General features: G+C 70.7%; 25 protein-coding genes. 3 read left to right on the forward strand and 22 right to left on the reverse strand.

What is annotated here, in order from left to right; genetic code table 11:
- Positions 1-5: 5 nt before the first annotated feature.
- The 7 genes from OO62_RS24235 to OO62_RS24265 all read right to left on the reverse strand — a co-directional run bounded on the left by OO62_RS24235 (position 6) and on the right by OO62_RS24265 (position 7,425).
- Positions 6-1,340 (reverse strand): alpha/beta fold hydrolase, encoded by a 1,335-nt coding sequence (locus OO62_RS24235; RefSeq protein ID WP_033269681.1) that lies wholly within the window; start codon positions 1,338-1,340, stop codon positions 6-8.
- Complete coding sequence (gene alr, locus OO62_RS24240) at positions 1,337-2,542, reverse strand: alanine racemase (RefSeq protein WP_033269682.1); 1,206 nt, start codon at positions 2,540-2,542, stop codon at positions 1,337-1,339. The genes OO62_RS24235 and alr overlap by 4 nt, the downstream gene beginning before the upstream one ends.
- 59 nt (positions 2,543-2,601) lie before the next feature.
- Complete coding sequence (locus OO62_RS24245; protein ID WP_228332471.1) at positions 2,602-3,363, reverse strand: L,D-transpeptidase family protein; 762 nt, start codon at positions 3,361-3,363, stop codon at positions 2,602-2,604.
- Positions 3,364-3,472: 109 nt separating this feature from the next.
- Positions 3,473-4,897 (reverse strand): bifunctional ADP-dependent NAD(P)H-hydrate dehydratase/NAD(P)H-hydrate epimerase, encoded by a 1,425-nt coding sequence (locus tag OO62_RS24250; protein WP_033269683.1) that lies wholly within the window; start codon positions 4,895-4,897, stop codon positions 3,473-3,475.
- 11 nt (positions 4,898-4,908) lie between these two features.
- Positions 4,909-5,277, reverse strand: a complete 369-nt coding sequence (locus tag OO62_RS24255; protein ID WP_033269684.1) for a holo-ACP synthase — start codon at positions 5,275-5,277, stop codon at positions 4,909-4,911.
- The gene (gene glmS, locus OO62_RS24260) at positions 5,274-7,121 is read right to left on the reverse strand and encodes a glutamine--fructose-6-phosphate transaminase (isomerizing) (protein WP_033269685.1); all 1,848 of its coding nucleotides are present in this window, start codon (positions 7,119-7,121) and stop codon (positions 5,274-5,276) included. The genes OO62_RS24255 and glmS overlap by 4 nt, the downstream gene beginning before the upstream one ends.
- A gap of 25 nt (positions 7,122-7,146) precedes the next feature.
- Positions 7,147-7,425 carry a hypothetical protein gene (locus tag OO62_RS24265; protein ID WP_228332472.1) on the reverse strand — a complete coding sequence of 93 codons (279 nt, stop codon included), beginning with the start codon at positions 7,423-7,425 and terminating at the stop codon, positions 7,147-7,149.
- A gap of 195 nt (positions 7,426-7,620) precedes the next feature.
- Between OO62_RS24265 and coaA the strand changes: the two genes are divergently transcribed.
- Both coaA and OO62_RS24275 read left to right on the forward strand, forming a co-directional pair.
- Positions 7,621-8,610: a type I pantothenate kinase gene (gene coaA, locus OO62_RS24270; protein ID WP_033269687.1), complete on the forward strand. Its 990-nt coding sequence runs from the start codon at positions 7,621-7,623 to the stop codon at positions 8,608-8,610.
- Between the two features lie 14 nt (positions 8,611-8,624).
- Positions 8,625-9,563 (forward strand): DUF389 domain-containing protein, encoded by a 939-nt coding sequence (locus tag OO62_RS24275; RefSeq protein WP_033269688.1) that lies wholly within the window; start codon positions 8,625-8,627, stop codon positions 9,561-9,563.
- Positions 9,564-9,602: 39 nt separating this feature from the next.
- Here OO62_RS24275 and glmM read toward each other — a convergent pair whose 3' ends face one another.
- The 4 genes from glmM to OO62_RS24295 form a co-directional block, all read right to left on the reverse strand.
- Positions 9,603-10,961, reverse strand: coding sequence for a phosphoglucosamine mutase (gene glmM, locus OO62_RS24280; RefSeq protein ID WP_033269689.1), 1,359 nt, complete (start codon positions 10,959-10,961; stop codon positions 9,603-9,605).
- Positions 10,962-11,102: 141 nt separating this feature from the next.
- Positions 11,103-11,606: a 30S ribosomal protein S9 gene (gene rpsI, locus OO62_RS24285; protein ID WP_033269690.1), complete on the reverse strand. Its 504-nt coding sequence runs from the start codon at positions 11,604-11,606 to the stop codon at positions 11,103-11,105.
- 44 nt (positions 11,607-11,650) lie between these two features.
- Complete coding sequence (gene rplM / locus OO62_RS24290; protein WP_033269691.1) at positions 11,651-12,094, reverse strand: 50S ribosomal protein L13; 444 nt, start codon at positions 12,092-12,094, stop codon at positions 11,651-11,653.
- 324 nt (positions 12,095-12,418) lie between these two features.
- The gene (locus OO62_RS24295) at positions 12,419-14,053 is read right to left on the reverse strand and encodes an ABC-F family ATP-binding cassette domain-containing protein (protein ID WP_033269692.1); all 1,635 of its coding nucleotides are present in this window, start codon (positions 14,051-14,053) and stop codon (positions 12,419-12,421) included.
- Between the two features lie 55 nt (positions 14,054-14,108).
- Between OO62_RS24295 and OO62_RS24300 the strand changes: the two genes are divergently transcribed.
- Positions 14,109-14,978, forward strand: coding sequence for a membrane protein (locus tag OO62_RS24300; protein WP_033269693.1), 870 nt, complete (start codon positions 14,109-14,111; stop codon positions 14,976-14,978).
- Between the two features lie 60 nt (positions 14,979-15,038).
- Here the strand turns inward: OO62_RS24300 and truA are convergent, their stop codons facing one another.
- The 11 genes from truA to secY all read right to left on the reverse strand — a co-directional run bounded on the left by truA (position 15,039) and on the right by secY (position 23,013).
- Positions 15,039-15,902 carry a tRNA pseudouridine(38-40) synthase TruA gene (truA, locus tag OO62_RS24305; protein WP_033269694.1) on the reverse strand — a complete coding sequence of 288 codons (864 nt, stop codon included), beginning with the start codon at positions 15,900-15,902 and terminating at the stop codon, positions 15,039-15,041.
- 126 nt (positions 15,903-16,028) lie between these two features.
- Positions 16,029-16,514 carry a 50S ribosomal protein L17 gene (gene rplQ / locus OO62_RS24310; RefSeq protein ID WP_033269695.1) on the reverse strand — a complete coding sequence of 162 codons (486 nt, stop codon included), beginning with the start codon at positions 16,512-16,514 and terminating at the stop codon, positions 16,029-16,031.
- A 128-nt stretch (positions 16,515-16,642) separates the two neighbouring features.
- Positions 16,643-17,665, reverse strand: coding sequence for a DNA-directed RNA polymerase subunit alpha (locus OO62_RS24315; protein ID WP_003956430.1), 1,023 nt, complete (start codon positions 17,663-17,665; stop codon positions 16,643-16,645).
- Positions 17,666-17,798: 133 nt separating this feature from the next.
- A complete protein-coding gene (rpsD, locus tag OO62_RS24320; RefSeq protein WP_033269696.1) occupies positions 17,799-18,425 on the reverse strand; it encodes a 30S ribosomal protein S4 in 627 nt (208 codons plus the stop codon).
- Positions 18,426-18,452: 27 nt separating this feature from the next.
- Positions 18,453-18,857: a 30S ribosomal protein S11 gene (gene rpsK / locus OO62_RS24325; RefSeq protein WP_004571845.1), complete on the reverse strand. Its 405-nt coding sequence runs from the start codon at positions 18,855-18,857 to the stop codon at positions 18,453-18,455.
- A 64-nt stretch (positions 18,858-18,921) separates the two neighbouring features.
- Positions 18,922-19,302 (reverse strand): 30S ribosomal protein S13, encoded by a 381-nt coding sequence (gene rpsM / locus OO62_RS24330; protein WP_030074809.1) that lies wholly within the window; start codon positions 19,300-19,302, stop codon positions 18,922-18,924.
- Positions 19,303-19,499: 197 nt separating this feature from the next.
- Entirely contained in the window at positions 19,500-19,613 is a 114-nt protein-coding gene (gene rpmJ, locus OO62_RS24335) for a 50S ribosomal protein L36 (RefSeq protein WP_003956441.1), read from the reverse strand.
- A 60-nt stretch (positions 19,614-19,673) separates the two neighbouring features.
- Entirely contained in the window at positions 19,674-19,895 is a 222-nt protein-coding gene (infA, locus tag OO62_RS24340; RefSeq protein WP_003956442.1) for a translation initiation factor IF-1, read from the reverse strand.
- A 209-nt stretch (positions 19,896-20,104) separates the two neighbouring features.
- Positions 20,105-20,941, reverse strand: a complete 837-nt coding sequence (gene map / locus OO62_RS24345; protein WP_033269697.1) for a type I methionyl aminopeptidase — start codon at positions 20,939-20,941, stop codon at positions 20,105-20,107.
- Between the two features lie 105 nt (positions 20,942-21,046).
- On the reverse strand, positions 21,047-21,700 hold the full coding sequence (locus OO62_RS24350) for an adenylate kinase (RefSeq protein ID WP_033269698.1): 654 nt from the start codon (positions 21,698-21,700) through the stop codon (positions 21,047-21,049).
- Positions 21,700-23,013, reverse strand: a complete 1,314-nt coding sequence (secY, locus tag OO62_RS24355) for a preprotein translocase subunit SecY (protein ID WP_033269699.1) — start codon at positions 23,011-23,013, stop codon at positions 21,700-21,702. Before secY ends, OO62_RS24350 begins: the two co-directional genes overlap by 1 nt.
- Between the last annotated feature and the right edge of the window lie 233 nt (positions 23,014-23,246).

Raw genomic sequence — 23,246 nt, forward strand, 5'->3', positions numbered from 1 at the left:
ACGACTCAGGCCCGGGCGTGCCGGGAGTTACGGGCCGCCGCGCCGGCCCGCTCCACCAGCGACACCAGGTGCTCGTTGACCAGCTCGGGCCGCTCCAGCATCACCAGGTGGCCGGCGCCCGGCACGCACACCAGTTCCGCGTCGGGCAGCACCTCGGCGATCGTCCGGCTGTGCTCGGCGGGGGTGATCAGGTCGTTCTCCCCGGCCAGCACCAGCGCGGGCACCGCGTCGTACGCCACCAGCGCCTCGGTCTTGTCGTGCACCGCGAACGCCGGGAAGAACTCGGCGACCACATCGATCGGGGTCCCCTCGATCAGCCGCTCGCCGAACCGCGCGATGCCCGGGTCGACGTCCTCCGGCGTCCCGAACGAATAGCGCTTGACCAGGCCCGCGAAGAGATCGGCGGTGACCTGCCGGCCCCGTTCGACCAGCTCGTGCTGCCAGCCGAGCGCCTTGAGCACGCCCGGCGCGAGGCGGTGGAACGCCTTCATGCCCATCGACGGCAGCCCGTAGGTGACCTCGCTGAGCCGCCCCGCCGAGGTGCCGATCAGCGCCACCCCGACCACCCGCTCGGCGACGTACTCGGGGAACTGGTCGGCCAGCGCCATCACCGTCATCCCGCCCATCGAGTGCCCGACCAGCACGATCGGCCCCTCGGGCACCGCGGCGTCCAGCACCGCCTTCAGGTCGCGGCCCAGCAGATCGATGGTGACGTTCTCCGTGCCGTCGATCTGGCTGTGGCCGCGCGCCGAGCGGCCGTGGCTGCGCTGGTCCCAGTGGACGGTGCGCACCGTGCCGCGCAGCGCGGCGCGCTGGAAGTGCCAGGAGTCCTGGCTCAGGCAGTAGCCGTGGCTGAAAACGACCGTGGGGGCCGCCGCGCGCCGCCCCAGCGCCGCCGTCAGCCGCTTGCGCAGGCTGCCGTGGGCCTCCTGCGCGGCGCGGGCCGGTTTGCCCCGGGCGGGCCGGTCCTGCTTGCCGTTCCGGGCACCCTTGGCGCCCTTGCCGTTCGCCGCCGCCGGGCCGTCCACCTCCGCGGTGTCCGCCTCGTCGACCTCGTAGTACAGCTCGGTGCCGTCCTCGGCGACCGCCGCGCCCGGTGTGCCGCGCAGCGTGCCGTACGGGCCGGCCGCGTCCAGCGCGAGGCGGGCCCGGCGGCGCATGCCGCGGCCGACCGTCATCCGCTCTATCGCCACACCGGCCGCCGCGCCCGCCGCGACCACACCGATCGCGGCGCCGGCGAGGCCCGCGTGCCGGCCCGCCTTGGCCCAGTTGTTCGCGGCCTCGGCGGCGATCTCCGCCGCCGCCTCGACCGCCTCCACGGCGTCGTTGCCCTCGGTCATGCCGTACCCCCCGTGAACGCGGTGTCGCCCTCGGCTGCTTCGGCTTCTGCCGCTCCGCTCCGTATGCCACTGCCCACATAGACGCGCGGCACCCGGGTTCCGATCCGGGTGACGATTTCGTAGCCGATGGTTCCGGCCGCCCGGGCCCAGTCCTCCGCGGTCGGCTCGCCGCGGTCGCCGGGGCCGAAGAGCACGGCCGTCTCGCCCTCCTGGGCGCTGTCGCCGCCCAGGTCCACCACGAACTGGTCCATCGCGATCCGCCCGGCGACCGTCCGCCACTTGCCGGCGACCAGCACCGGCCCGGTGCCGGAGGCGTGCCGCGGGACGCCGTCGGCATAGCCGAGCGGGATCAGCGCGAGGGTGGTCTCGCCGGGCGTGGTGTACAGGTGCCCGTACGAGACGCCGTGGCCGCCCGGGACCCGCTTGACCGACGCGAGCGCGGCCTCCAGGGTCATCGCCGGCCGCAGCCCGAAGTCCTGGGGAGTGCCGAGCTCGGGGCTGGGCGAGATGCCGTAGATGCCGATGCCGGTCCGCACCAGGTCGTAGTGGGCGTGCGGCAGGGTGAGGGTGGCCGGGGTGTTGGCGATGTGCCGCACCTCGGGGCGCAGCCCGGCCGCCCCGGCGGTCCGCAGCGCGTCCTCGAACGAGGCGAGCTGGGCGGCGATCGAGGGGTGCCCCGGCTCGTCGGCGCAGGCGAAGTGCGACCAGACGCCGGTGACGGTGAGCGCGCCCTCGGCCTCGGCGGCGCGGGCGGCGGCGGTCAGCTCCGGCCAGTCGGCGGGCTGGCAGCCGTTGCGGCCGAGACCGGTGTCGATCTTGAGCTGGACGCGGGCGGTACGGCCGCAGGCGCGGGCCGCCGCGACCACCTCGCGCAACGCCCACAGCCCGCTCACCGAGACGTCGATGTCCTGCTCGACGGCTCTGCCCCAGGGCCCGCCCGGCGTCCACAGCCAGCTCATCAGCCGCCCGGTGTCGCCGGCCGCGCGCAGCGCGAACGCCTCCTCGGGCAGCGCGGTGCCCAGCCAGGTCGCCCCGGCCTCACGGGCGGCGCGCGCACAGTGCACCGCGCCGTGTCCGTAGCCGTCGGACTTGACCACGGCCATCAGCTCTGCCCCGGGCGCACGGTCCCGCAGCGTGCGGACGTTCGACCGCACGGCGGCGAGGTCGATCACGGCACGGGCGCGCTTCGCTGTCTCGTTCATCCCCCTCAGTGTCGCAGGCGCCGCTGCGGCGCCCGGGGGTACCGGCGGCAAAACCACGCTCACCCGACGGGTTTCCGCCCCCAGACGTGCACCACATCGCCCTTCTTCAGCAGGTCCCACAGCCTGCGGGCGTCCGACCAGGTCAGATTGATGCAGCCGTGCGAGCCGGCGCCCGCGTAGATGTCCTCGTAGACACCGTGCAGCGCTTCCCCGCGGTCGAAGAACTGCGCGAACGGCATCGGCGTGTGGTACAGGTTCGAGGTGTGGTTCCGGCTGCGCCGGTAGATCCGGTACGTGCCGGTGCGGGTCTCCATCGTCGGCTGGCCGGAGCGGATGGTGACCGGGTCGAAGATCACCGCCCCGCCCTGCTGCACCCACAGCAGCTGCCGGTTCAGATCCGCGCACACGGTCCGCTCGGGACGGTCCGGGCAACGGCCCGCCCGGTTGGGGTCCTTCCTGGCCCGCATCAGCCGTACGGCGGCGCCGGTCGCCCGGCCCGCGTAGCCGGTCGCCGGTGCGATGCGGTGGGCCCGCTGGAACCGCCGGATAGCCCGGCAGTCCCCCGCGCTCTGCCGCCCGTCCACGTCCCGCCCCAGATAGCGCTCGGCCTGCCGCTGGTACGGCCCGGTGGGGGTGGCGCAGCGCGGCGCCCGTGCGGGCGTGTCGCCCTGCCCCGGCCGCTGCGGACCACGCGCGGCACCGGGAACAGCTGCGCGCGGGTCAGCCGCGTACCGGGCGGACGACGGGGTGGCCGCCGCGGGCGGCCCGGCCAGGGGGAACAGCGAGGCGCAGACCAGCAGCGCCACCAAGGTGCGTTTCATGCCCTCACGCATGCCGTGCCCGGTGCGCCGCACCGCCCGCCCGGAGCGAGGTTCGCCCTGGTGCCCGCGGCTTTCCCCCGCGGGGCGTAACGGCCGGCGAACCGGCCTGTCAGGCCGTCACATCCCGCCAGGCGGCCGGGAGATGACCGGCGACCTCGGTGGCGATGATCGGCGCGCCGTCCGGCCCGGCGGCCCGGCGCGCCGCGAGGCCGTGCAGATACGCGCCGACCGAGCCCGCGTCGCGCGCCGGCAGCCCCGCGGCCAGCAGCGACCCCGTCACCCCCGACAGCACGTCCCCGCTCCCGGCCGTCGCCAGCCAGCCGGTGCCCGTGGGATTCACCCGCACCGGCCCGCTCTCCGCGGCGACCAGCGTCGTCGAGCCCTTGAGCAGCACCGTGGCCGCGTAACGCCGCGCCAGCTCCCGTACGCATTCCAGCCGCGCGGCCTCGACCTCCTCCCGGCCGCGGCCGAGCAGCGCCGCCGCCTCCCCGGCGTGCGGGGTGAGCAGCGTCGCGGCGCTGCGCGCGCGGACCCGCTCCGGCGTCAGGAAGCGCAGCCCGTCCGCGTCCACCAGCACCGGCACGTCCGACGCCAGGACGTCCTCCAGCGCGTCGGACTCCTCGCCGAGGCCGGGCCCGATCACCCAGGACTGCACCCGGCCCGCCTTGTCCGGCGGCCCGGCGTGCACCAGCGTCTCGGGGAAGCGCGCCAGCACCGCGTCCGCGGCCGGCCCGACGTACCGCACCGCCCCGGCGCCGCCCCGCAGCGCCCCGGCCACCGCCAGCACCGCCGCGCCCGGATAGCGCGCCGATCCGGCGACCACACCGACCACGCCCCGCCGGTACTTGTCGCTCTCCGGCGCCGGGTACGGCAGCAACTCCGCCACGTCCGCGTGCTGCAGCGCCTCGATGTCGGCCTCCTCGGGCAGCGTCAGCCCGATGTCCACCAGCCGCAGCGCGCCGGCCCGCTCCCGCGCCGGATCGATCAGCAGCCCCGGCTTGTACGCGCCGAACGTCACCGTCGCGTCGGCCCGTACCGCCTCGCCGTGCACCTCTCCGCTGTCCGCGTCCACCCCGCTGGGCAGGTCCACCGCCACCACCGGAGCCGACTCCCGTGCGGCGCGGGCGAGTTCGGCGGCCTCCGGGCGCAGCCCGCCGCGCCCGCCGATCCCCACGATCCCGTCCACGACCAGATCGGCCCACGCGAGGTCGCGCGGCGCGTCGGCCGAGACCCGCCCGCCGGCCCGGCGCAGCGCGGCCAGGCCGCCCTGGTGGACCCGTTCGGGCGAGAGCAGCACGGCGGCCACCCCGGCGCCCCGCCGCGCCAGCCGGGCCCCGGCGTACAGCGCGTCCCCGCCGTTGTCCCCGCTGCCCACCAGCAGCACCACCCGGCTGCCGTAGACCCGTCCCAGCAACTCCGCGCAGGCGGCCGCCAGTCCGGCCGCCGCCCGCTGCATCAGGGTTCCTTCGGGCAGCCGGGCCATCAGCTCCTGCTCGGCGGCCCGCACGGTCGAAACGCTGTAGGCAGTCCTCATGCGGACCAGTCTCACCCCTCGGCGATGACCACGGCGGAAGCGACCCCCGCGTCGTGGCTCAGCGACACGTGCCACGACCGCACCCCCAGCGCCGCCGCGCACCGCTCGACGGTGCCGCGGACCCGCAGCCGCGGGCGTCCGCTGTCCTCGACGTACACCTCGGCGTCCGTCCAGTGCAGCCCGGCCGGCGCGCCGAGCGCCTTGGCCACCGCCTCCTTGGCGGCGAACCGCGCGGCCAGCGAGGCGGTGCCGCGCCGCTCGCCGCTCGGCAGCAGCAGCTCCGAGGGGATGAACAGCCGGTGCGCCAGCTCCGGCGTACGGTCCAGCGCGGCGCCGAAGCGGTCGATCTCCGCGACGTCGATCCCGACCCCGATGATCACTCCACCGTCACCGACTTGGCCAGGTTGCGCGGCTGGTCGACCTCGTTGCCCCGGGCGGTGGCCAGCTCGCAGGCGAACACCTGGAGCGGGACGGTGGAGACCAGCGGCTGGAGCAGCACCGGGGTGCGCGGGATCCGTACGAGGTGGTCGGCGTACGGCACCACCGCCTCGTCGCCCTCCTCGGCGATCACGATCGTCCGGGCGCCGCGGGCCCGGATCTCCTGGATGTTGGAGACGATCTTGTCGTGGAGCACCGAGCGCCCGCGCGGCGACGGCACCACGACGACGACCGGCAGATCGTTCTCGATCAGCGCGATCGGGCCGTGTTTGAGCTCGCCGGCGGCGAATCCCTCCGCGTGCATGTACGCGAGTTCCTTGAGCTTGAGCGCGCCCTCCAGCGCCACCGGATAGCCGACGTGCCGGCCGAGGAACAGCACCGTGTCCTTGTCGGCGAGACCGCGCGCCAGCTCCCGCACCGGCTCCATCGTGCCGAGCACCTGCTCGACCTGGGTGCCGATGGCGGCCAGTTCGCGCACCACGGCCCGGACCTCGTCGCCCCACTTCGTGCCCCGTACCTGCGCGACGTACAGCGCCACCAGATAGCAGGCGACCAGCTGCGTCAGGAACGCCTTCGTCGACGCCACCGCGACCTCGGGACCGGCGTGCGTGTAGAGCACCGCGTCGGACTCACGGGGGATGGTGGAGCCGTTGGTGTTGCAGATGGCGAGCACCTTCGAGCCCTGCTCACGGGCGTGCCGCAGCGCCATCAGGGTGTCCATGGTCTCGCCGGACTGGCTGATCGCGATCACCAGCGTCCGCCGGTCCAGGATCGGGTCGCGGTAGCGGAACTCGCTGGCCAGCTCGGTCTCGCAGGGGATCCGCGTCCAGTGCTCGATCGCGTACTTGGCGATCATCCCCGCGTGGTACGCCGTCCCGCACGCCACGATGATGACCTTGTCGACCTCGCGCAGCACCTCCGGCGGGATCCGCACCTCGTCCAGCGACAGCACCCCGGAGCTGTCGATCCGGCCCAGCAGGGTGTCCGCGACGGCCTTCGGCTGCTCGGCGATCTCCTTGAGCATGAAGTAGTCGTAGCCGCCCTTCTCGGCGGCCGACGCGTCCCAGTCGACGTGGTACGCGCGGACCTCCGCGGGCGCGCCGTCGAAGTCGGTGACCGTCACCCCGTCCCGGCGCAGCTCCACCACCTGGTCCTGGCCCAGCTCGATCGCGTCGCGGGTGTGCGCGATGAACGCCGCCACGTCGGACGCGAGGAACGCCTCGCCGTCGCCGACCCCCACCACCAGCGGCGAGTTGCGGCGCGCCCCGACCACCACGTCCGGCTCGTCCGCGTGCACCGCGACCAGGGTGAAGGCACCCTCCAGCCGCCCGCACACCTGCCGCATCGCCTCTGCCAGCTCACCGCAGGACGAGTACGCCTCGGCGAGCAGGTGCGCCACCGCCTCGGTGTCGGTCTCGGACACCAACTGGTGCCCGCGCTCGGCGAGTTCGGCGCGCAGCGCGGCGAAGTTCTCGATGATGCCGTTGTGGACGACCGAGACCCGGCCGGCGTTGTCCAGATGCGGATGGGCGTTCTCGTCGGTGGGCCCGCCGTGGGTGGCCCACCGGGTGTGCCCGATGCCGGTCGACCCGGCCGGCAGCGGACGGTCCGCCAGCTCCTTCTCCAGGTTGGCGAGTTTGCCGGCCTTCTTCGCCGCGGCCAGACCGCCGTCGGCCAGCACGGCGACGCCCGCCGAGTCGTAGCCGCGGTACTCCAGGCGCTTCAGACCGGCCAGGACGACGTCTAGGGCGCTCTGCCCGCCCACATATCCCACGATTCCGCACATGGAGGCAGCCTACGACGCCCGCGGATCAATACCCGCGCGCTATCCGGTGGTGCGCCTCGCGCACCGTCTCCAGGAACTCCTCGTCGGCCTCCGCGTCCGTGCCCGGCCCGCCGGCCGGTTCGTAACGCTCCAGGAAGTCCCCGAGGTCCTCCCCCAGGTCCTCCTCCGGCAACTCCTCGGCCAGCTCGGCGTACACCCGCGCCACGAATCCGTCCGTCGCGGCGTCCGCTCCGCGGCCGCCGACCGCGCCGATGGTCCTCCCCCTGGTCCGCAACCCCCGCAGACCGGCCTTCCGCGCTCGCACGCCCACCCCCAGCTCTCGTCCGCGGCCCGCCCGCGCGGCCGCTCCCCGCCGCCGACCGTACCGGGCAAACCCCCTCGGGTACAGACACGCAGGTGGCGAACCACCCAACTCCGGCCCGACGGCCACAAGCCCGCCCCGAGGGCCCGCCGGCCACCCCGAGATGAACGGCGCATTGCGGCTGCGCACAATGGGCGCGTGCCCTTGACGACCGATCCGCAGCAACGACGCCGCGCCGACAGCTCGCCGTACGTCGATCTGACACGCGCGCAATGGAGCGCCCTCAGGGAGAAGACCCCGCTGCCCCTGACGGCCGAAGAGGTCGAACGGCTGCGCGGCCTGGGCGACGTCATCGACCTCGACGAGGTGCGCGACGTCTACCTCCCGCTCTCCCGGCTCCTCAACCTCTACGTCGGCGCGACGAGCAATCTGCGCGGCGCCCTGAACACCTTCCTGGGCGACGCGGGCGGCGGCCAGGGCTCCCAGCCCGGCACGCCGTTCGTCATAGGGGTCGCCGGCAGCGTCGCGGTCGGCAAGTCGACCACCGCCCGGCTGCTCCAGGCCCTGCTCGCCCGCTGGCCGGAGCACCCCCGTGTCGAGCTGATCACCACCGACGGGTTCCTCTTCCCCAACGCCGAGCTGCACCGGCGGGGCCTGATGTCCCGCAAGGGCTTCCCGGAGTCCTACGACCGCCGGGCGCTGACCCGCTTCGTCGCCGATGTGAAGTCGGGCCGGGCCGAGGTCACCGCCCCCGTCTACTCCCACCTGATCTACGACATCGTGCCCGGCGAGCGGCTCACCGTGCACCGCCCCGACATCCTCATCGTCGAGGGGCTCAACGTCCTCCAGCCGGCGCTGCCCGGCAAGGACGGCCGCACCCGCCTCGGCCTCGCCGACTTCTTCGACTTCTCCGTCTACGTCGACGCCCGCACCGAGGACATCGAGCAGTGGTACCTCGGCCGCTTCCGCAAGCTGCGCGAGACCGCCTTCCAGAACCCGTTCTCGTACTTCCGCAAGTACACCCAGGTCTCCGAGGACGAGGCCCTCGACTACGCCCGCATGATGTGGCGCACCATCAACAAGCCCAACCTGCAGCAGAACGTCGCCCCCACGCGCGGCCGGGCGAACCTGGTGCTCCGCAAGGGCCCCGACCACAAGGTGCAGCGACTGTCGCTGCGGAAGCTCTAGGGAGTTCGGCAACCGTGCTGCATCTGCGACTGATGGTGCCCGCCGACCGTACGGAAGAGGTCGTCGAGCTGCTGGAGACGACCGTCGGCACGACACATCTGGCAGTGCTGAGCGGTGCCGCCCGCGAGCCGCGGGGCGATGTCGTGCTGTGCGACGTGGCCCGGGAGGCCGCGGACGGGCTGCTGACCCGGCTGCGGGCGATGGGCCTGGACCGGACCGGTTCGATCGCGATCGAGCACATCGACCTGTCGCTGTCGCTGCGCGCGCAGCGGGCGGCGGACGAAGCCCCCGGCGAGGGCGTGGACGCCGTCCTGTGGGAATCGCTGTCCGACGCCACGCACGAGGAGTCCACGCTCTCCGTCACCTACCTGGCGTTCCTGACGCTGGCGACGATGATCGCGGCCTGCGGTGTGGTCCTCGACAACGCGATCCTGATCGTCGGCGCGATGGCGGTGGGACCGGAGTTCGGCCCGCTGGCCGGCTTCTGCACCGCGCTGGTCCGGCGCGCACCGCGGCTGGCCTGGCGCTCGCTGACGGCGCTGCTCGTCGGGTTCGCGGTGGCGACCGCGGTGACCGTCGGCTTCAGCCTGTTCATGGACGCGGTCGGGCTCTTCCACGTCGAGGCGCTGGACGCCGCCCGGCCGAACACCAACTTCATCTACCGGCCGGACTGGTTCTCGTTCGTGGTCGCCGTGCTCGCCGGCATCGCCGGCGTGCTCTCGCTGACCTCCGCCAAATCCGGCGCGCTGGTGGGCGTGGCGATCTCGGTGACCACGGTCCCGGCCGCCGCCAACGCCGCGGTCGCCCTGGCCTACCGGGAGTACGCCCAGTCCTGGCACTCCCTGGAGCAGCTGCTGCTGAACCTGGCGGGCATCGTCCTCGCGGGCACGCTGACCCTGGCCACCCAGAAGCTGCTGTGGTCCCGGCACGGCGCGGGCCCGGCCCCGCACTGACATCGCTGTCGAGCGGGGCCGGGCCCAGGCACCGGAAGGTCAGCCCAGCGCGGACTTCACCACATCGGCGAGGCGCTCCGCCACGGCCCTGGCCTGCTCGATGTCCGCGGCCTCCACCATGACGCGCACCAGCGGCTCCGTACCGGACGGCCGCAGCAGCACCCGGCCGGTGGCCCCCAGCTCCCGCTCCGCCTCGGCGACCGCGGCGGTCAGCTCGGGCGAGGTGGCCACCCGCGAGCGGTCCACGTCGGGGACGTTGACGAGGATCTGCGGCAGCCGCTCCATGACGCCGGCCAGCTCGCCGAGCGTACGGCCGGTAGCCGCGACCCGGGCCGCCAGCATCAGCCCGGTCAGCGTGCCGTCGCCGGTGGTGGCGTGGTCGAGCACGATGACGTGCCCGGACTGCTCACCGCCCAGCGCGAAGCCGTGCGCCTTCATCTCCTCCAGGACGTAGCGGTCGCCGACCGCGGTCCGTACGAGCTCGATGCCCTCGCGCTCCAGGGCCAGCTTGAAGCCCAGGTTGGACATGACCGTGGCGACCACGGTGTTCTTGCGCAGCACGCCCGCCTCGCGCATGCCGAGCGCGAGGACGGCCAGGATCTGGTCGCCGTCGATCTCGTTGCCCTCGCGGTCCACCGCCAGGCAGCGGTCCGCGTCACCGTCGTGGGCCACACCCAGGTCGGCGCCGTGCTCGACGACCGCCGCGCGCAGCTGGCCGAGGTGGGTGGAGCCGCAGCCGTCGTTGATGTTCAGGCCGTCGGGGTCGGTACCGAGCGTGACGACCTCGGCGCCGGCCCGGGCGAACGCCTCCGGCGAGACCCGCGACGCCGCGCCGTGCGCACCGTCGATGACGACCTTCAGCCCGTCCAGCCGGTTGGGCAGCACGCCGACCAGGTGCGCGACGTAGTTGTCGAAGCCCTCGTCGTAGACGGTGACCCGGCCCACCCCGGAACCGGTCGGCCGCTCCCACGGCTCGCCGGAGCTGTGCGCGCGGTACGTCTCCTCGATCCGGTCCTCCAGCTCGTCGGCGAGCTTGTGACCGCCGCGGGCGAAGAACTTGATCCCGTTGTCGGGCATCGGGTTGTGGCTGGCGGAGAGCATCACACCGAGGTCCGCACCCAGCGAACCGGTCAGATAGGCGACCGCCGGGGTCGGCAGCACGCCCACGCGCAGCACGTCCACACCGGCGCTGGCCAGCCCGGCGACGACCGCGGCTTCCAGAAACTCCCCGGACGCGCGTGGATCGCGTCCGACCACCGCCACCGGGCGGTGCCCTTCGAAGGTGCCCACTTCGGCCAGTACATGTGCCGCGGCCACCGACAGACCGAGCGCCAGCTCCGCCGTCAGGTCCGCATTGGCGACGCCGCGTACCCCGTCCGTGCCGAAGAGTCGTCCCACTGGTGTCCTCCGAGTTGTCGAGCTTGGACCAGAGCCTTGAATCCAGGTATACGCCCCTGGTCACGGATAGCCGAACGCCCCGGCAGCACGGTCGGTGCCACCGGGGCGTTCGCCAAGAGCTGCATGGTGCAGCGCGCGCGATTAGCGCTTGCTGTACTGCGGCGCCTTGCGGGCCTTCTTCAGACCGGCCTTCTTGCGCTCGACCGCACGGTCGTCACGCTTGAGGAACCCGGCCTTCTTCAGCGCGGGGCGGTTGTTGTCCACGTCCGCCTCGTTCAGCGCACGGGCCACGCCCAGGCGCAGCGCACCGGCCTGGCCGGAGATGCCGCCGCCGGAGATGCGGGCGATCACGTCGTAGCGGTTGTCGAGCTCGAGCACCTTGAAGGGCTCGTTGACTTCCTGCTGGTGCACCTTGTTGGGGAAGTAACCCTCAAGGGTGCGGCCGTTGATCTTCCACTGGCCGGTGCCCGGGACGATCCGGACGCGGGCGATGGCGTTCTTGCGACGGCCCAGGCCGGCGGCCGGCTGCGGGTCGCCGAAGCGGGACGCGAGGGACTCGGAGGTGTACTCCGACTCCACGACCTCGGTCTCGGTGGTGTACTCCTCGACCTCGTCCAGCGGGGTCTCGGGGGTGGTCTCAGCCACGATGCTCCTCAGATTCTCTGTCGTCTTAGGGGGTGTGGCCGGACTTACTGCGCGACCTGGGTGATCTCGAACGGGACCGGCTGCTGCGCAGCGTGCGGGTGCTCGGCACCTGCGTAGACCTTCAGCTTCGAGAGCATCTGACGGCCGAGGGTGTTCTTGGGGAGCATGCCCTTGATGGCCTTCTCGACGGCCTTCTCGGGGTTCTTGTCGAGCAGCTCGTCGTAGCGGACCGAGCGCAGACCACCCGGGAAGCCGGAGTGGCGGTAGGCCAGCTTCTGCGTCCGCTTGTTGCCGGACAGGTGCACCTTGTCAGCGTTGATGATGATGACGAAGTCACCCATGTCAACGTGAGGGGCGTAAACCGGCTTGTGCTTGCCGCGCAGGAGGGACGCGGTCTGGCTGGCCAGACGGCCCAGGACAACGTCCTGCGCGTCAATGATGTGCCACTGGCGCTGGACATCGCCGGGCTTGGGGCTGAACGTACGCACGTCTTAGCCTTCGCTTCTTCAGAGTGGTTTCCCCTGGTCGTCAGACCGTGGGGACGGGTCCTGTACTGGTCACCGCGGCTGATCACACAGCAAGGCGGCGCTACGGGTGACGCAACCCGATCGTCCGCCGCTGGTGACCGGTCCGGTGGACCGGCGTAAGGGCCCCTCACGTGAGATAGAGCAAGCCAATACGCATAACGAACTGGCAGAATACCGGGCCCTCCCCAGCGGGGTCAAAACGCCCCCCGAACCCGCGTGCGGTCCCGTCCTGCCGTCGCCACCGCGGCCCCTCCATTCTCCCCTCCCCGGGCCCCGTCCGCACCGCTACCGCTCCCGTGCCACCCGCCGCTCGTCCCACACCGGCTCCGGCGTCTCCCGCACCACGCCGTCCGCGCCGAACACCAGGAACCGGTCGAAGGACCGCGCGAACCACCGGTCGTGCGTCACCGCCAGCACCGTCCCCTCATACGCCTCCAGCCCCTCCTGCAGCGCCTCCGCCGACTCCAGGTCCAGGTTGTCGGTCGGCTCGTCGAGCAGCAGGGCCGTACTGCCGGAGAGCTCCAGCAGGAGGATCTGCAGACGCGCCTGCTGGCCCCCGGAGAGCCGCTCGAAGGGCTGCTCGGCCTGCTTCTCCAGCTCGTAGCGGCGCAGCGCCGACATGGCCTGGCCCTTGTCCTTGGCGTGCTCGGTCCACAGGATGTCCAGCAGGGTGCGGCCCCTGAGCTCGGGGTGCGCGTGGGTCTGCGCGAAGTGGCCGGGCACGACCCGGGCGCCCAGCTTCCAGGTGCCCGTATGGGCCACCGGACGGTCGCTGTCCCCCGCCAGCAGACGCAGGAAGTGTGACTTGCCCGACCCGTTGGAGCCCAGCACCGCGACCCGCTCCCCGTAGAAGACCTCCAGGGAGAACGGCTTCATCAGGCCGGTCAGCTCCAGGTTCTCGCAGGTCACGGCACGTACGCCGGTGCGCCCGCCGCGCAGCCGCATCGTGATCTCCTGCTCGCGCGGCGGCTCCGGCGGCGGCCCGGCCTCCTCGAACTTCCGCAGCCGGGTCTGCGCCGCCGCGTAGCGCGAGGCCATCTCGTGGCTCACCGCGGCGGCCTGCCGCAGATTGATCACCAGCTTCTTGAGCTGGGCGTGCTTCTCGTCCCAGCGCCGGCGCAGCTCCTCGAAGCGGGCGAAGCGCTCCTTGCGGGCCTCGTGGTACGTGTCGAAGCCGCCGCCGTGCACCCAGACGTCGGAGCCCGCCGGCCCCGGCTCGACGCTGATGATCTTCTCCGCGGCGCGGGCCAGCAGCTCCCGGTCGTGCGAGACGAACAGCACCGTCTTGCGGGTGGTGCGCAGCTGCTCCTCCAGCCACCGCTTGCCCGGCACGTCCAGATAGTTGTCCGGCTCGTCCAGCAGCAGCACCTCGTCGGTGCCGCGCAGCAGCGACTCCAGCACCAGCCGCTTCTGCTCACCGCCGCTGAGTGTGCGCACCTGCCGCCACTGGGCCTTCTCGTACGGCATCCCCAGCGCGGCCGTCGTGCACATGTCCCAGACCGTCTCGGCCTCGTAGCCCCGCGCCTCCGCCCAGTCGCTGAGCGCCTGCGCGTACGCCATCTGCGCGGCCTCGTCGTCCGCCTCGGCCGTCATCAGGGCCAGCTCGGCGGCGTCCACCGCGGCCGCCGCGTCCCGGATCCGCGGCTGGGCCACCGACACCAGCAGGTCCCGGACCGTACGGTCGTCGCGCACGGAGCCCACGAACTGCGGCATCACGCCCAGCCCGCCGCTGACCGACACCGTCCCGCCGTGCGGCTCCAGCTCCCCCGCGAGCAGCCGCAGCAAGGTCGTCTTGCCGGCGCCGTTGGCCCCGACCAGCGCCATCGAGGCGCCCTCCGCCACCCGGAAGGACACGTCCCCCAGCAGGACCCTCCCGTCCGGCAGGTAGTACTCGAGGTGTCCGGCTTCCAGATGTCCCATGGGCGGATTGTGACCGGCCGCCAGGCGTTCCACCAACCGCATTAGGATGCGCGCCATGAGTTACGGGCAAGGCGGGCCCTTCGACGGCCCCGGGGGATCAATGTCGTCCACTCCGGACTGGGACGCGCTCGCCGACGAGAGCGAGGCGCGGTCCCGACGCAAGCGCTGGATGTGGATCGGCGGCGGCGCACTGGCGGCCCTCGCGGTGGCCGGCATCGTCGCGGCCGCCGTCATGGCCGGCGGCAGCTCGCCCGGCGGCAATCCGACCGCCGCCCCCAGCTCGTCCGACCAGGCCGCGCCGGACGACAAGCCGTCCTTCCCCGACGTCTCCGTGCCGCCGCCGCCCAACCCGCGGGACTACATCACCGACCCCAAGAAGGACACCGCGCCGCTCACCCCCGCCACCCTCTTCCCGCAGAAGAGCATGATCGTCGGCGAGCACAGCTACCCCCGCACCAACACCGCCACCACCAAGGACTGCACCGCCGGCGCCCAGGGCGCCCTGGTGTCCTCGCTCGCCCACAACGGCTGCAAGCAGCTGCTGCGCGCCACGTACTCCAAGGGCGGTGTCGCGGTCACCATCGGCGTCGCGGTCTTCAACTCGCCGGCCCAGGCCGCCAAGGTCATGAACGAGGCGCGGACCAACCTGATGCCGCTGCCCGGCGGCGGCGTCCCCTCGGACTTCTGCCAGGGCCACAAGTGCCGGATGGCCACCAACGCCACCGGCCGCTACGCCTACTTCACGATCGCCGGCTACCTCGACGGCAAGGACGTCGTGGCCTCGGAGACCAAGGCCCGGCAGATCGCACGGGACGGCGGCGCCTACGCCTTCAGCCAGATCACCCAGCGCGGCAAGGACCAGGCCGCGAAGGCCGCCGAGAAGCAGCTCGAAGAGGCCCGCAAGAAGGCCGGCCAGTCGTCCTGACGCCCCCGGTGGCGCCGCCCTGCGACGGCGCCACCACCGCTCCTCCGGGCCGGTCCCGCCTCAGCAGCAGCCGGCCCCGGAGGACGCCCCCAGCGTCCGCTTGTTGCGCGCCTCCTTGTTGCGCGCCCGCAGGCCCTCGTCGGCCGGATAGCCGACCTCCTCCAGCGTCAGCCCGTGCGGCCGTACGACGTGCACCGCGGAGTCCCGTACGCCGGCCGCCAGCACCTTCGCCGGCCACTCCGGCGGCCGGTGCCCGTCGCCGACGAACAGCAGCGCTCCGATCAGCGAGCGCACCATGTTGTGGCAGAAGGCGTCCGCCCGCACCGTCGCCGTGATGATCCCCTCCGCGTCCCGCACCAGGCTCAGCTCCTGGAGCGTGCGGATGGTCGTCGCGCCCTCCCGCTTCTTGCAGTACGCGGCGAAGTCGTGCTCACCGAGCAGCGGCCGGGCGGCCTCGTTCATGGCCGCCACGTCCAGCGGCCAGTCGTGCCACAGCACATGGCCGCGCAGCAGCGGGTCCACGCCCGCGGGATGATCGGTCACCCGGTACGCGTACCGCCGCCAGATCGCCGAGAAGCGCGCGTTGAACCCCTCGGGCGCCTCGGCCACCGACCACACCCGCACGTCCTTCGGCAGCCGCCCGGCCAGCCGCTTGCGCAGCTTCTCCCGGTGCTCGGCCCAGATCCCCTCCGGCAGGTCCACGTGCGCCACCTGCCGCCGCGCGTGCACCCCCGCGTCCGTCCGCCCGGCCACCGTCAGCTCGTACGGCTCCGGCGACCGCGTGACCGTACGCAGCGCGTCCTCGATCTCCGCCTGCACCGTCCGCTGCCCGCCGGCCTGCTTGGCCCAGCCCGAAAAGTCCTTGCCGTCATAGGCAAGGTCCAGCCGCACCCGGACGTACCCGGGCTCCACCTCGTCACTCACGCCATCAATCCTCTCAGGGCCCGCACAACGAAAAGCGGGCCCGTCCCCAAGGGACGGACCCACTCCTCACAGCCAGACGAACGCCTCAGGCGTCCGAGTCACCTCCGCTGACGCGGAGCAACGGACTCAGGCGTCCTTGGACTCCTCGGCCGGGGCCTCGGTCGACTCGGCCTTGGCCTCGGTGGCAGCCTCGGCGTCCTTGGCGGCACGCTTGGTGGCCGCCTCGGCCTCACCGGTGGCCTGCTGGGCCACGGTCAGCGCCTCCACCAGCTCGATGACGGCCATGGGAGCGTTGTCGCCACGGCGGTTACCGATCTTGGTGATGCGGGTGTAGCCACCCGGGCGGTTCTCGAACCGCGGGGCGATCTCGGTGAAGAGCGTGTGCACGACGCTCTTGTCCGAGATCAGCTGCATGACCTGGCGGCGGTTGTGCAGGTCCGCCTTCTTCGCCTTGGTCACCAGGCGCTCCGCGTACGGACGCAGACGACGGGCCTTGGCCTCGGTCGTCGTGATGCGGCCGTGCTCGAAGAGAGCGGTGGCCAGGTTGCGCAGCATCAGACGCTCGTGCGCGGCGCTGCCGCCCAGACGGGCACCCTTGGCGGGCTTCGGCATGGTGTATCTCCTTCATTGCTGCACCGGCCGTATCAGGTACCGGTGTCAGTTCCCACGAGGCGGCCGCCCCGCGGAAGATTCACACGACTGGGGTCCGGGGCAGCGCCCCGGACCCCAGCCGGACAAACTCAGTACTGCTCGGTCTCCACGAAACCGGCGTCCGCGTCGTCGTCGGCGCCGAAGGCGTCGGCGGCGGCGGTCGGGTCGAAGCCAGGAGGCGAGTCCTTCAGCGCGAGGCCCATACCGGCCAGCTTCGCCTTGACCTCGTCGATCGACTTCGCACCGAAGTTGCGGATGTCGAGCAGGTCCGCCTCGGAGCGCGCCACGAGCTCACCCACGGAGTGGATGCCCTCACGCTTGAGGCAGTTGTACGAGCGAACGGTGAGCTCGAGCTCCTCGATCGGCAGCGCGAGGTCGGCGGCGAGGGCGGCGTCCGTCGGGGACGGGCCCATGTCGATGCCCTCGGCGTCGATGTTGAGCTCGCGGGCCAGGCCGAACAGCTCGACCAGGGTCTTGCCGGCCGACGCCATGGCGTCGCGCGGGCGCATGGCCTGCTTGGTCTCGACGTCGACGATCAGCTTGTCGAAGTCGGTGCGCTGCTCGACACGGGTCGCCTCGACCTTGTACGTGACCTTGAGCACCGGCGAGTAGATGGAGTCGACCGGGATACGGCCGATCTCCTGCCCCACCTGCTTGTTCTGCACGGCGGAGACGTAGCCGCGACCGCGCTCGACGGTCAGCTCCATCTCCAGCTTGCCCTTGCCGTTGAGCGTGGCGAGGACCAGGTCGGGGTTGTGGACCTCGACACCGGCCGGCGGCGCGATGTCCGCGGCGGTGACCAGACCCGGGCCCTGCTTGCGCAGGTACATCACGACCGGCTCGTCGTGCTCCGAGGAGACGACCAGCTGCTTGATGTTGAGGATGAGGTCGGTGACGTCCTCCTTGACGCCCGGCACGGTGGTGAACTCGTGCAGGACACCGTCGATGCGGATGGACGTGACCGCCGCACCCGGAATCGAGGACAGGAGGGTCCGACGCAGGGAGTTTCCGAGGGTGTAGCCGAAGCCCGGCTCCAGCGGCTCGATCACGAACCGGGAGCGGTATTCGTCGACGACCTCTTCGGTCAACGAGGGACGCTGAGCAATCAGCATGTTTTCGGTCCTTCAGTCGTGGACGCCCGCTATTTGACGCCCGCTGTACTGACAAGGGTACGGGCGGCACGCGACCAAAGGTCTCGTACCGCCCCCACCCAACGGCTCGTACCTGTGGCAGAGCCGGCGAGCCTTACTTCGAGTAGAGCTCGACGATCAGCTGCTCCTGCACCTGGGTGTCGATCACCTGGCGCTCGGGCATGCTGTGCACGAGGATGCGGAGCTGCGAGGGGATCGATTCCAGCCAGGCCGGAACGGTCTTCTCGCCGGCCTCGGCCTTGGCCACCTCGAAGGGGGTCAGGTTCCGAGAGCCCTCGCGGACCTCGACGATGTCGTTCACTGCCACACGAGCCGACGGGATGTCGGTCTTGCGGCCGTTGACGGTGATGTGTCCGTGACGCACCAGCTGACGGGCGTGGTCGCGGGACTTGGCGAAGCCGGCCCGGTAAACCACGTTGTCGAGGCGGGTCTCAAGGATGCGCAGAAGGTTCTCACCGGTCTTGCCGGTCTTCTGGTTCGCTTCCTTGTAGTAGTTCACGAACTGCTTCTCAAGGACACCGTAGATGCGGCTGCACTTCTGCTTCTCACGAAGCTGGAGCAGGTACTCGCTGTCCTTGGTGCGCCCGCGACCGTGCTCACCCGGGGGGTAAGGACGGATCTCGATCGGGCACTTTGCGCTCTCGCACTTGCTCCCCTTGAGGAAGAGCTTCTGCTTCTCCCGACGGCAACGCTTGCAGTCGGCCCCGGTGTAACGCGCCATTGTCTAGTTGTCTCCTACTTCAGGTGGTCAGACGCGGCGACGCTTGGGCGGGCGGCATCCGTTGTGCGGGGTGGGGGTGACGTCCTGGATCGAACCGACCTCGAGGCCGGTGGCCTGGAGCGAGCGGATCGCGGTCTCACGGCCGGAGCCGGGACCCTTGACGAAGACGTCAACCTTGCGCATGCCGTGCTCCTGCGCGCGGCGGGCGGCCGACTCGGCGGCCATCTGCGCGGCGAAGGGGGTGGACTTGCGCGAGCCCTTGAAGCCGACGTGGCCGGCAGAGGCCCAAGAGATCACATTCCCGGTCGGGTCGGTGATCGAGACGATCGTGTTGTTGAACGTGCTCTTGATGTGAGCGTGCCCGTGGGCGACGTTCTTCTTCTCCTTGCGGCGCACCTTCTTGGCGCCGGCCGTACGGCCCTTCGGAGGCATGAATTTCTCCCGTGGAGGTGGTCGGTCCTACAGCGAAGACCGCTGGTAAGCGTCCTGCTGAGGACTACTTCTTGCCCGGCTTCTTCTTGCCGGCGATCGCGCGACGCGGGCCCTTGCGGGTACGGGCGTTCGTGCTGGTGCGCTGACCGTGCACCGGCAGACCGCGGCGGTGACGCAGACCCTGGTAGCAGCCGATCTCGACCTTGCGGCGGATGTCGGCCTGGATCTCGCGACGGAGGTCACCCTCGGTCTTGAGGTTGTTGTCCACGTACTCGCGGATCTTGATGAGGTCTTCCTCAGCAAGGTCGCGAACACGGGTGTTCGGGTTCACGCCGGTGGCGGCGAGGGTCTGCTGCGAGAGCGTCCGCCCGATACCGAAGACGTAGGTGAGGGCGACCTCCACACGCTTTTCGCGCGGGAGATCAACGCCTGCGAGGCGTGCCATTGATGTGGCTCCTGATGGCTATTCGGAGGTCTTCCGCAGCACCGTTCCCGTAAGACTCTGACGAATTACGAGCCGGGTCCCCGGCCTCCGAGCCGGGGGTGTCGTCCCCACGCGAGCGATGCGGGGGGTCGGGTGTCTGCGTATGTACGTGTGTGCTTGCGTCGCGCGAACTGCGAAATGCAGGTGGTCGGCGTGCGTCAGCCCTGGCGCTGCTTGTGGCGCAGGTTGTCGCAGATGACCATGACCCGGCCGTGGCGGCGGATCACCTTGCACTTGTCGCAGATCTTCTTGACGCTCGGCTTGACCTTCATGGGATGTGAGGTTCTCCGGGTCAGTGCCGTCACCCCACGGGAGCGGGGCGCCGACAAGATCTACTTGTAGCGGTAGACGATCCGGCCACGCGTCAGGTCGTAGGGAGAAAGCTCCACGACGACCCGGTCATCCGGGAGGATACGGATGTAGTGCATCCGCATCTTGCCGCTGATGTGCGCGAGGACCTTGTGACCGTTCTGGAGCTCCACCTTGAACATGGCGTTCGGGAGGGACTCGATCACGGTGCCCTCGATTTCGATGGCACCTTGCTTCTTGGCCACGCTTCGCCCTTCGAATCGGCTACCTTGATCAACTCCCGCACCACCGGGCTGTCTACCTACAGACATACGGATGCACGAGAGCCGACGCGTCAGTCTACGTCAGTGCCCAGGAAAAGACGAATCCAGGATTATTGCCCACCCGCAGAGATCCTTACGCCAAAGGGCCGCGGCACGCGACGGACCGGGGGTCACTCCCCGCCCTCGAGCCCTTACGCCAGCGGGTCGGGCGCGGCGGTGATGCCCAGCTCGGCCAGCTTGGCCTTGCCGCCGTCCGGCGCGGTCAGCACCAGCGGGCCGTCCTCGGTCAGCGCGACCGAGTGCTCCCAGTGCGAGGACCAGCTGCCGTCGTTCGACTTGACCGTCCAGTCGTCCTCGAGGACGTGGGTCTTGGCCGTGCCGAGGTTGACCATCGGCTCGATCGCGATGCAGAAGCCGGGCACCAGCTTCGGGCCGCGGCCGCGCTTGCGGTCGACGTAGTTCAGCAGGTGCGGGTCCATATGCATCTGCGAGCCGATGCCGTGGCCGCCGTAGTCCTCGACGATGCCGTACTTACCGCTCGCCGGGCGGGGCTGGCGCCGGATGTAGCCCTCGATCGCCTTGGAGATGTCCACCAGGCGGTTGCCCTTGGCGACCGCCGCGATGCCGGCCCACATCGACTCCTCGGTGACCCGGCTGAGTTCGACCAGCTCCGCGGAGTGACCGGACCCGACGAAGGCGGTGTACGCGGCGTCGCCGTGCCAGCCGTCGACGATCGCGCCGCAGTCGATGGAGATGATGTCCCCGTCCTGGAGCACCGTGTCGGTGTCCGGGATGCCGTGGACGACGACGTCGTTCACCGAGGTGCAGATCGTCGCGGGGAAGCCGCCGTACCCGAGGAAGTTCGACTTCGCACCGTGCTCGGCGAGCACCTTGCGTGCCGCGTCGTCCAGGTCCTTGGTCGTGGCGCCCGGCACCGCGACCTGTCGGGTCGCCGCGTGGATGGCGGCGACCACCAGCCCCGCCTCGCGCATCTTCGCGATCTGCTCGGGGGTCTTGATCTCCACCATGCGGGGCGCCTTCCGCCTTCGTTCTCGTCCTGCGTGTGCCGTGCTTGACCAACAGTACGGCCGCGGTGCCCGTGAGGGACACCGCGGCCGTACGGAGCTGCCGGTTTACTTACCGCGCTGGAGGGCCGCCATGGACCGCTCCGTGACCTCTTCGACCTTGCCGAGGGCGGGGATGGTCACGACCAGCCCCTGCTCCTTGTAGTAGTCGATGATCGGCTCGGTCTCCGTGTGGTAGACCTCCAGCCGCTTGCGGACGGTCTCCTCGCGGTCGTCGTCACGCTGGTACAGGTCGCCGCCGCAGACGTCGCAGACGCCCTCGGCCTTCGGCTTGTTGTACTCGACGTGGAAGACGTGACTGCTGTCGTTGCGGCAGATCCGCCGGCCGGCGATCCGCTTGACGACCTCGTCCTCCGGGACCTCCAGGTCCAGGACGGCGTCCAGCTTGAGGTTCTTGTCCTTGAGGTACTCGTCCAGCGCCTCGGCCTGGCGGAGGTTGCGCGGGAAGCCGTCCAGGAGGAAGCCCTCGGCGGCGTCGGGCTGCTCCATGCGGTCCTTGGCCATGCCGATCGTGACCGAGTCGGGTACCAGGTTGCCGGCGTCCATGTAGGACTTCGCCTCAACACCCAGGGGTGTCCCCTGGCTGATGTTGGCCCGGAACAGGTCCCCCGTGGAGATGTGCGGGATCGCGAGGTTCTTGGCAAGGTACGCAGCCTGTGTACCCTTGCCGGCCCCCGGGGGTCCGACGAGGACGATTCGCATCAGCGGAGGAACCCTTCGTAGTTGCGCTGCTGAAGCTGGCTCTCAATCTGCTTCACGGTCTCCAGGCCCACACCCACGATGATGAGGATGCTCGTCCCGCCGAACGGGAAGTTCTGGTTCGCGTTGAACAGCACCAACGCCACTGTTGGTACGAGCGCGATCAGCCCCAGGTACAGCGAGCCCGGCCACGTGATCCGGTTGAGCACGTAGCTGAGGTACTCGGCCGTCGGGCGACCAGCCCGGATACCCGGGATGAAGCCACCATACTTCTTCATGTTGTCGGCAACTTCTTCGGGGTTGAAGCTGATGGCGACGTAGAAAAACGCGAAGAAGACGATCAGCAGGAAGTACGTAACGATGTAAACCGGGTGATTTCCCTTGGTGAAGTTGGTGGCGATCCACGTCGCCCATGCCGCCTTCGACCCGCTGAACTGTGCGATGAGAGCTGGAATGTAGAGCAGCGATGACGCGAAGATGACCGGAATCACACCGGCCTGGTTCACCTTGAGCGGGATGTAAGTGGACGTACCGCCGTAGGACCGGCGCCCGATCATCCGCTTCGCGTACTGCACCGGAATGCGCCGCTGGGCCTGCTCGACGAAGACCACCAGGGCGACCATCGCGAGGCCGACCAGGATGACCGCGAAGAACTCGATCCAGCCGTCGGCGAGCTTGCCGGTGAGCTTGATCTGCCACAGGGCGCCCGGGAAGCCGGCGGCGATCGAGATGAACATCAGGATCGACATGCCGTTGCCGATGCCGCGGTCGGTGATCAGCTCACCGAGCCACATGATCAGGCAGGTGCCGGCGGTCATCGTGATGACCATGGTGATCGTGGTGAAGATCGAGTTGCTGGGGATGATCTCGCTGGCGACCGGGCAGCCCTGGAACAGCGCGCCGTTGCGGGCCACCGCGATCAGGCCGGTGCCCTGCATCACGGCAAGCGCGACGGTCAGGTACCGGGTGTACTGCGTGATCTTGCCCTGTCCCGACTGGCCCTCCTTCTTGAGGGCCTCCAGCCGGGGGATCACCACAGTCAGCAACTGCAGAATGATGCTTGCCGTGATGTACGGCATGATCCCCATCGCGAAGATGGTGACCTGCAGCAGCGCACCACCGCTGAACATGTTCACCAGCCCGAAGAGACCGGTGTTGGAACCGGCCTGCTTCATGCACAGCTGAACGTTCGAATAGTTCACGCCGGGCATGGGAATGTGGGTGCCGAGCCGGTAGAGCAGCACGATGCCCAGCGTGAACAGCAGCTTCTTGCGCAGGTCAGGCGTCTTGAACGCCTGGGCGAACGCGGTGAACACGGAGCCTCCTGCACCTCACACGTCCAGTGTGGGCAAATGACGGTGGTCGATCTCGGTGAGTGCCTGTGTGAGCTATCCCGGGGCCTTACCCCGCGATAACAGATGGCAGCTTGGGCTACCCTACCGGGTCGCGCCTCGGGAGCGGGGGGTTCGCCGATCAGGAATACCGCGCATCGCACGCGGTATCCGCCGCGGGAGGCCCATTCCGGGCCCCGCGGACTCTTCAGGGCGTC

The sequence above is a fragment of the Streptomyces lydicus genome (assembly GCF_000717345.1).
GTDB lineage: Bacteria > Actinomycetota > Actinomycetes > Streptomycetales > Streptomycetaceae > Streptomyces > Streptomyces lydicus.

Coding starts and splice junctions, on each gene's coding strand:
- OO62_RS24235 (WP_033269681.1), bottom strand. CDS start 1,340: ATGACCGAGGGCAACGACGCCGTGGAGGCGGTCGAGGCGGCGGCGGAG.
- alr (WP_033269682.1), bottom strand. CDS start 2,542: ATGAACGAGACAGCGAAGCGCGCCCGTGCCGTGATCGACCTCGCCGCC.
- OO62_RS24245 (WP_228332471.1), bottom strand. CDS start 3,363: ATGAAACGCACCTTGGTGGCGCTGCTGGTCTGCGCCTCGCTGTTCCCC.
- OO62_RS24250 (WP_033269683.1), bottom strand. CDS start 4,897: ATGAGGACTGCCTACAGCGTTTCGACCGTGCGGGCCGCCGAGCAGGAG.
- glmS (WP_033269685.1), bottom strand. CDS start 7,121: ATGTGCGGAATCGTGGGATATGTGGGCGGGCAGAGCGCCCTAGACGTC.
- OO62_RS24295 (WP_033269692.1), bottom strand. CDS start 14,053: ATGGGACATCTGGAAGCCGGACACCTCGAGTACTACCTGCCGGACGGG.
- OO62_RS24300 (WP_033269693.1), top strand. CDS start 14,109: ATGAGTTACGGGCAAGGCGGGCCCTTCGACGGCCCCGGGGGATCAATG.
- rplQ (WP_033269695.1), bottom strand. CDS start 16,514: ATGCCGAAGCCCGCCAAGGGTGCCCGTCTGGGCGGCAGCGCCGCGCAC.
- OO62_RS24315 (WP_003956430.1), bottom strand. CDS start 17,665: ATGCTGATTGCTCAGCGTCCCTCGTTGACCGAAGAGGTCGTCGACGAA.
- rpsD (WP_033269696.1), bottom strand. CDS start 18,425: ATGGCGCGTTACACCGGGGCCGACTGCAAGCGTTGCCGTCGGGAGAAG.
- rpsK (WP_004571845.1), bottom strand. CDS start 18,857: ATGCCTCCGAAGGGCCGTACGGCCGGCGCCAAGAAGGTGCGCCGCAAG.
- rpsM (WP_030074809.1), bottom strand. CDS start 19,302: ATGGCACGCCTCGCAGGCGTTGATCTCCCGCGCGAAAAGCGTGTGGAG.
- rpmJ (WP_003956441.1), bottom strand. CDS start 19,613: ATGAAGGTCAAGCCGAGCGTCAAGAAGATCTGCGACAAGTGCAAGGTG.
- map (WP_033269697.1), bottom strand. CDS start 20,941: ATGGTGGAGATCAAGACCCCCGAGCAGATCGCGAAGATGCGCGAGGCG.
- OO62_RS24350 (WP_033269698.1), bottom strand. CDS start 21,700: ATGCGAATCGTCCTCGTCGGACCCCCGGGGGCCGGCAAGGGTACACAG.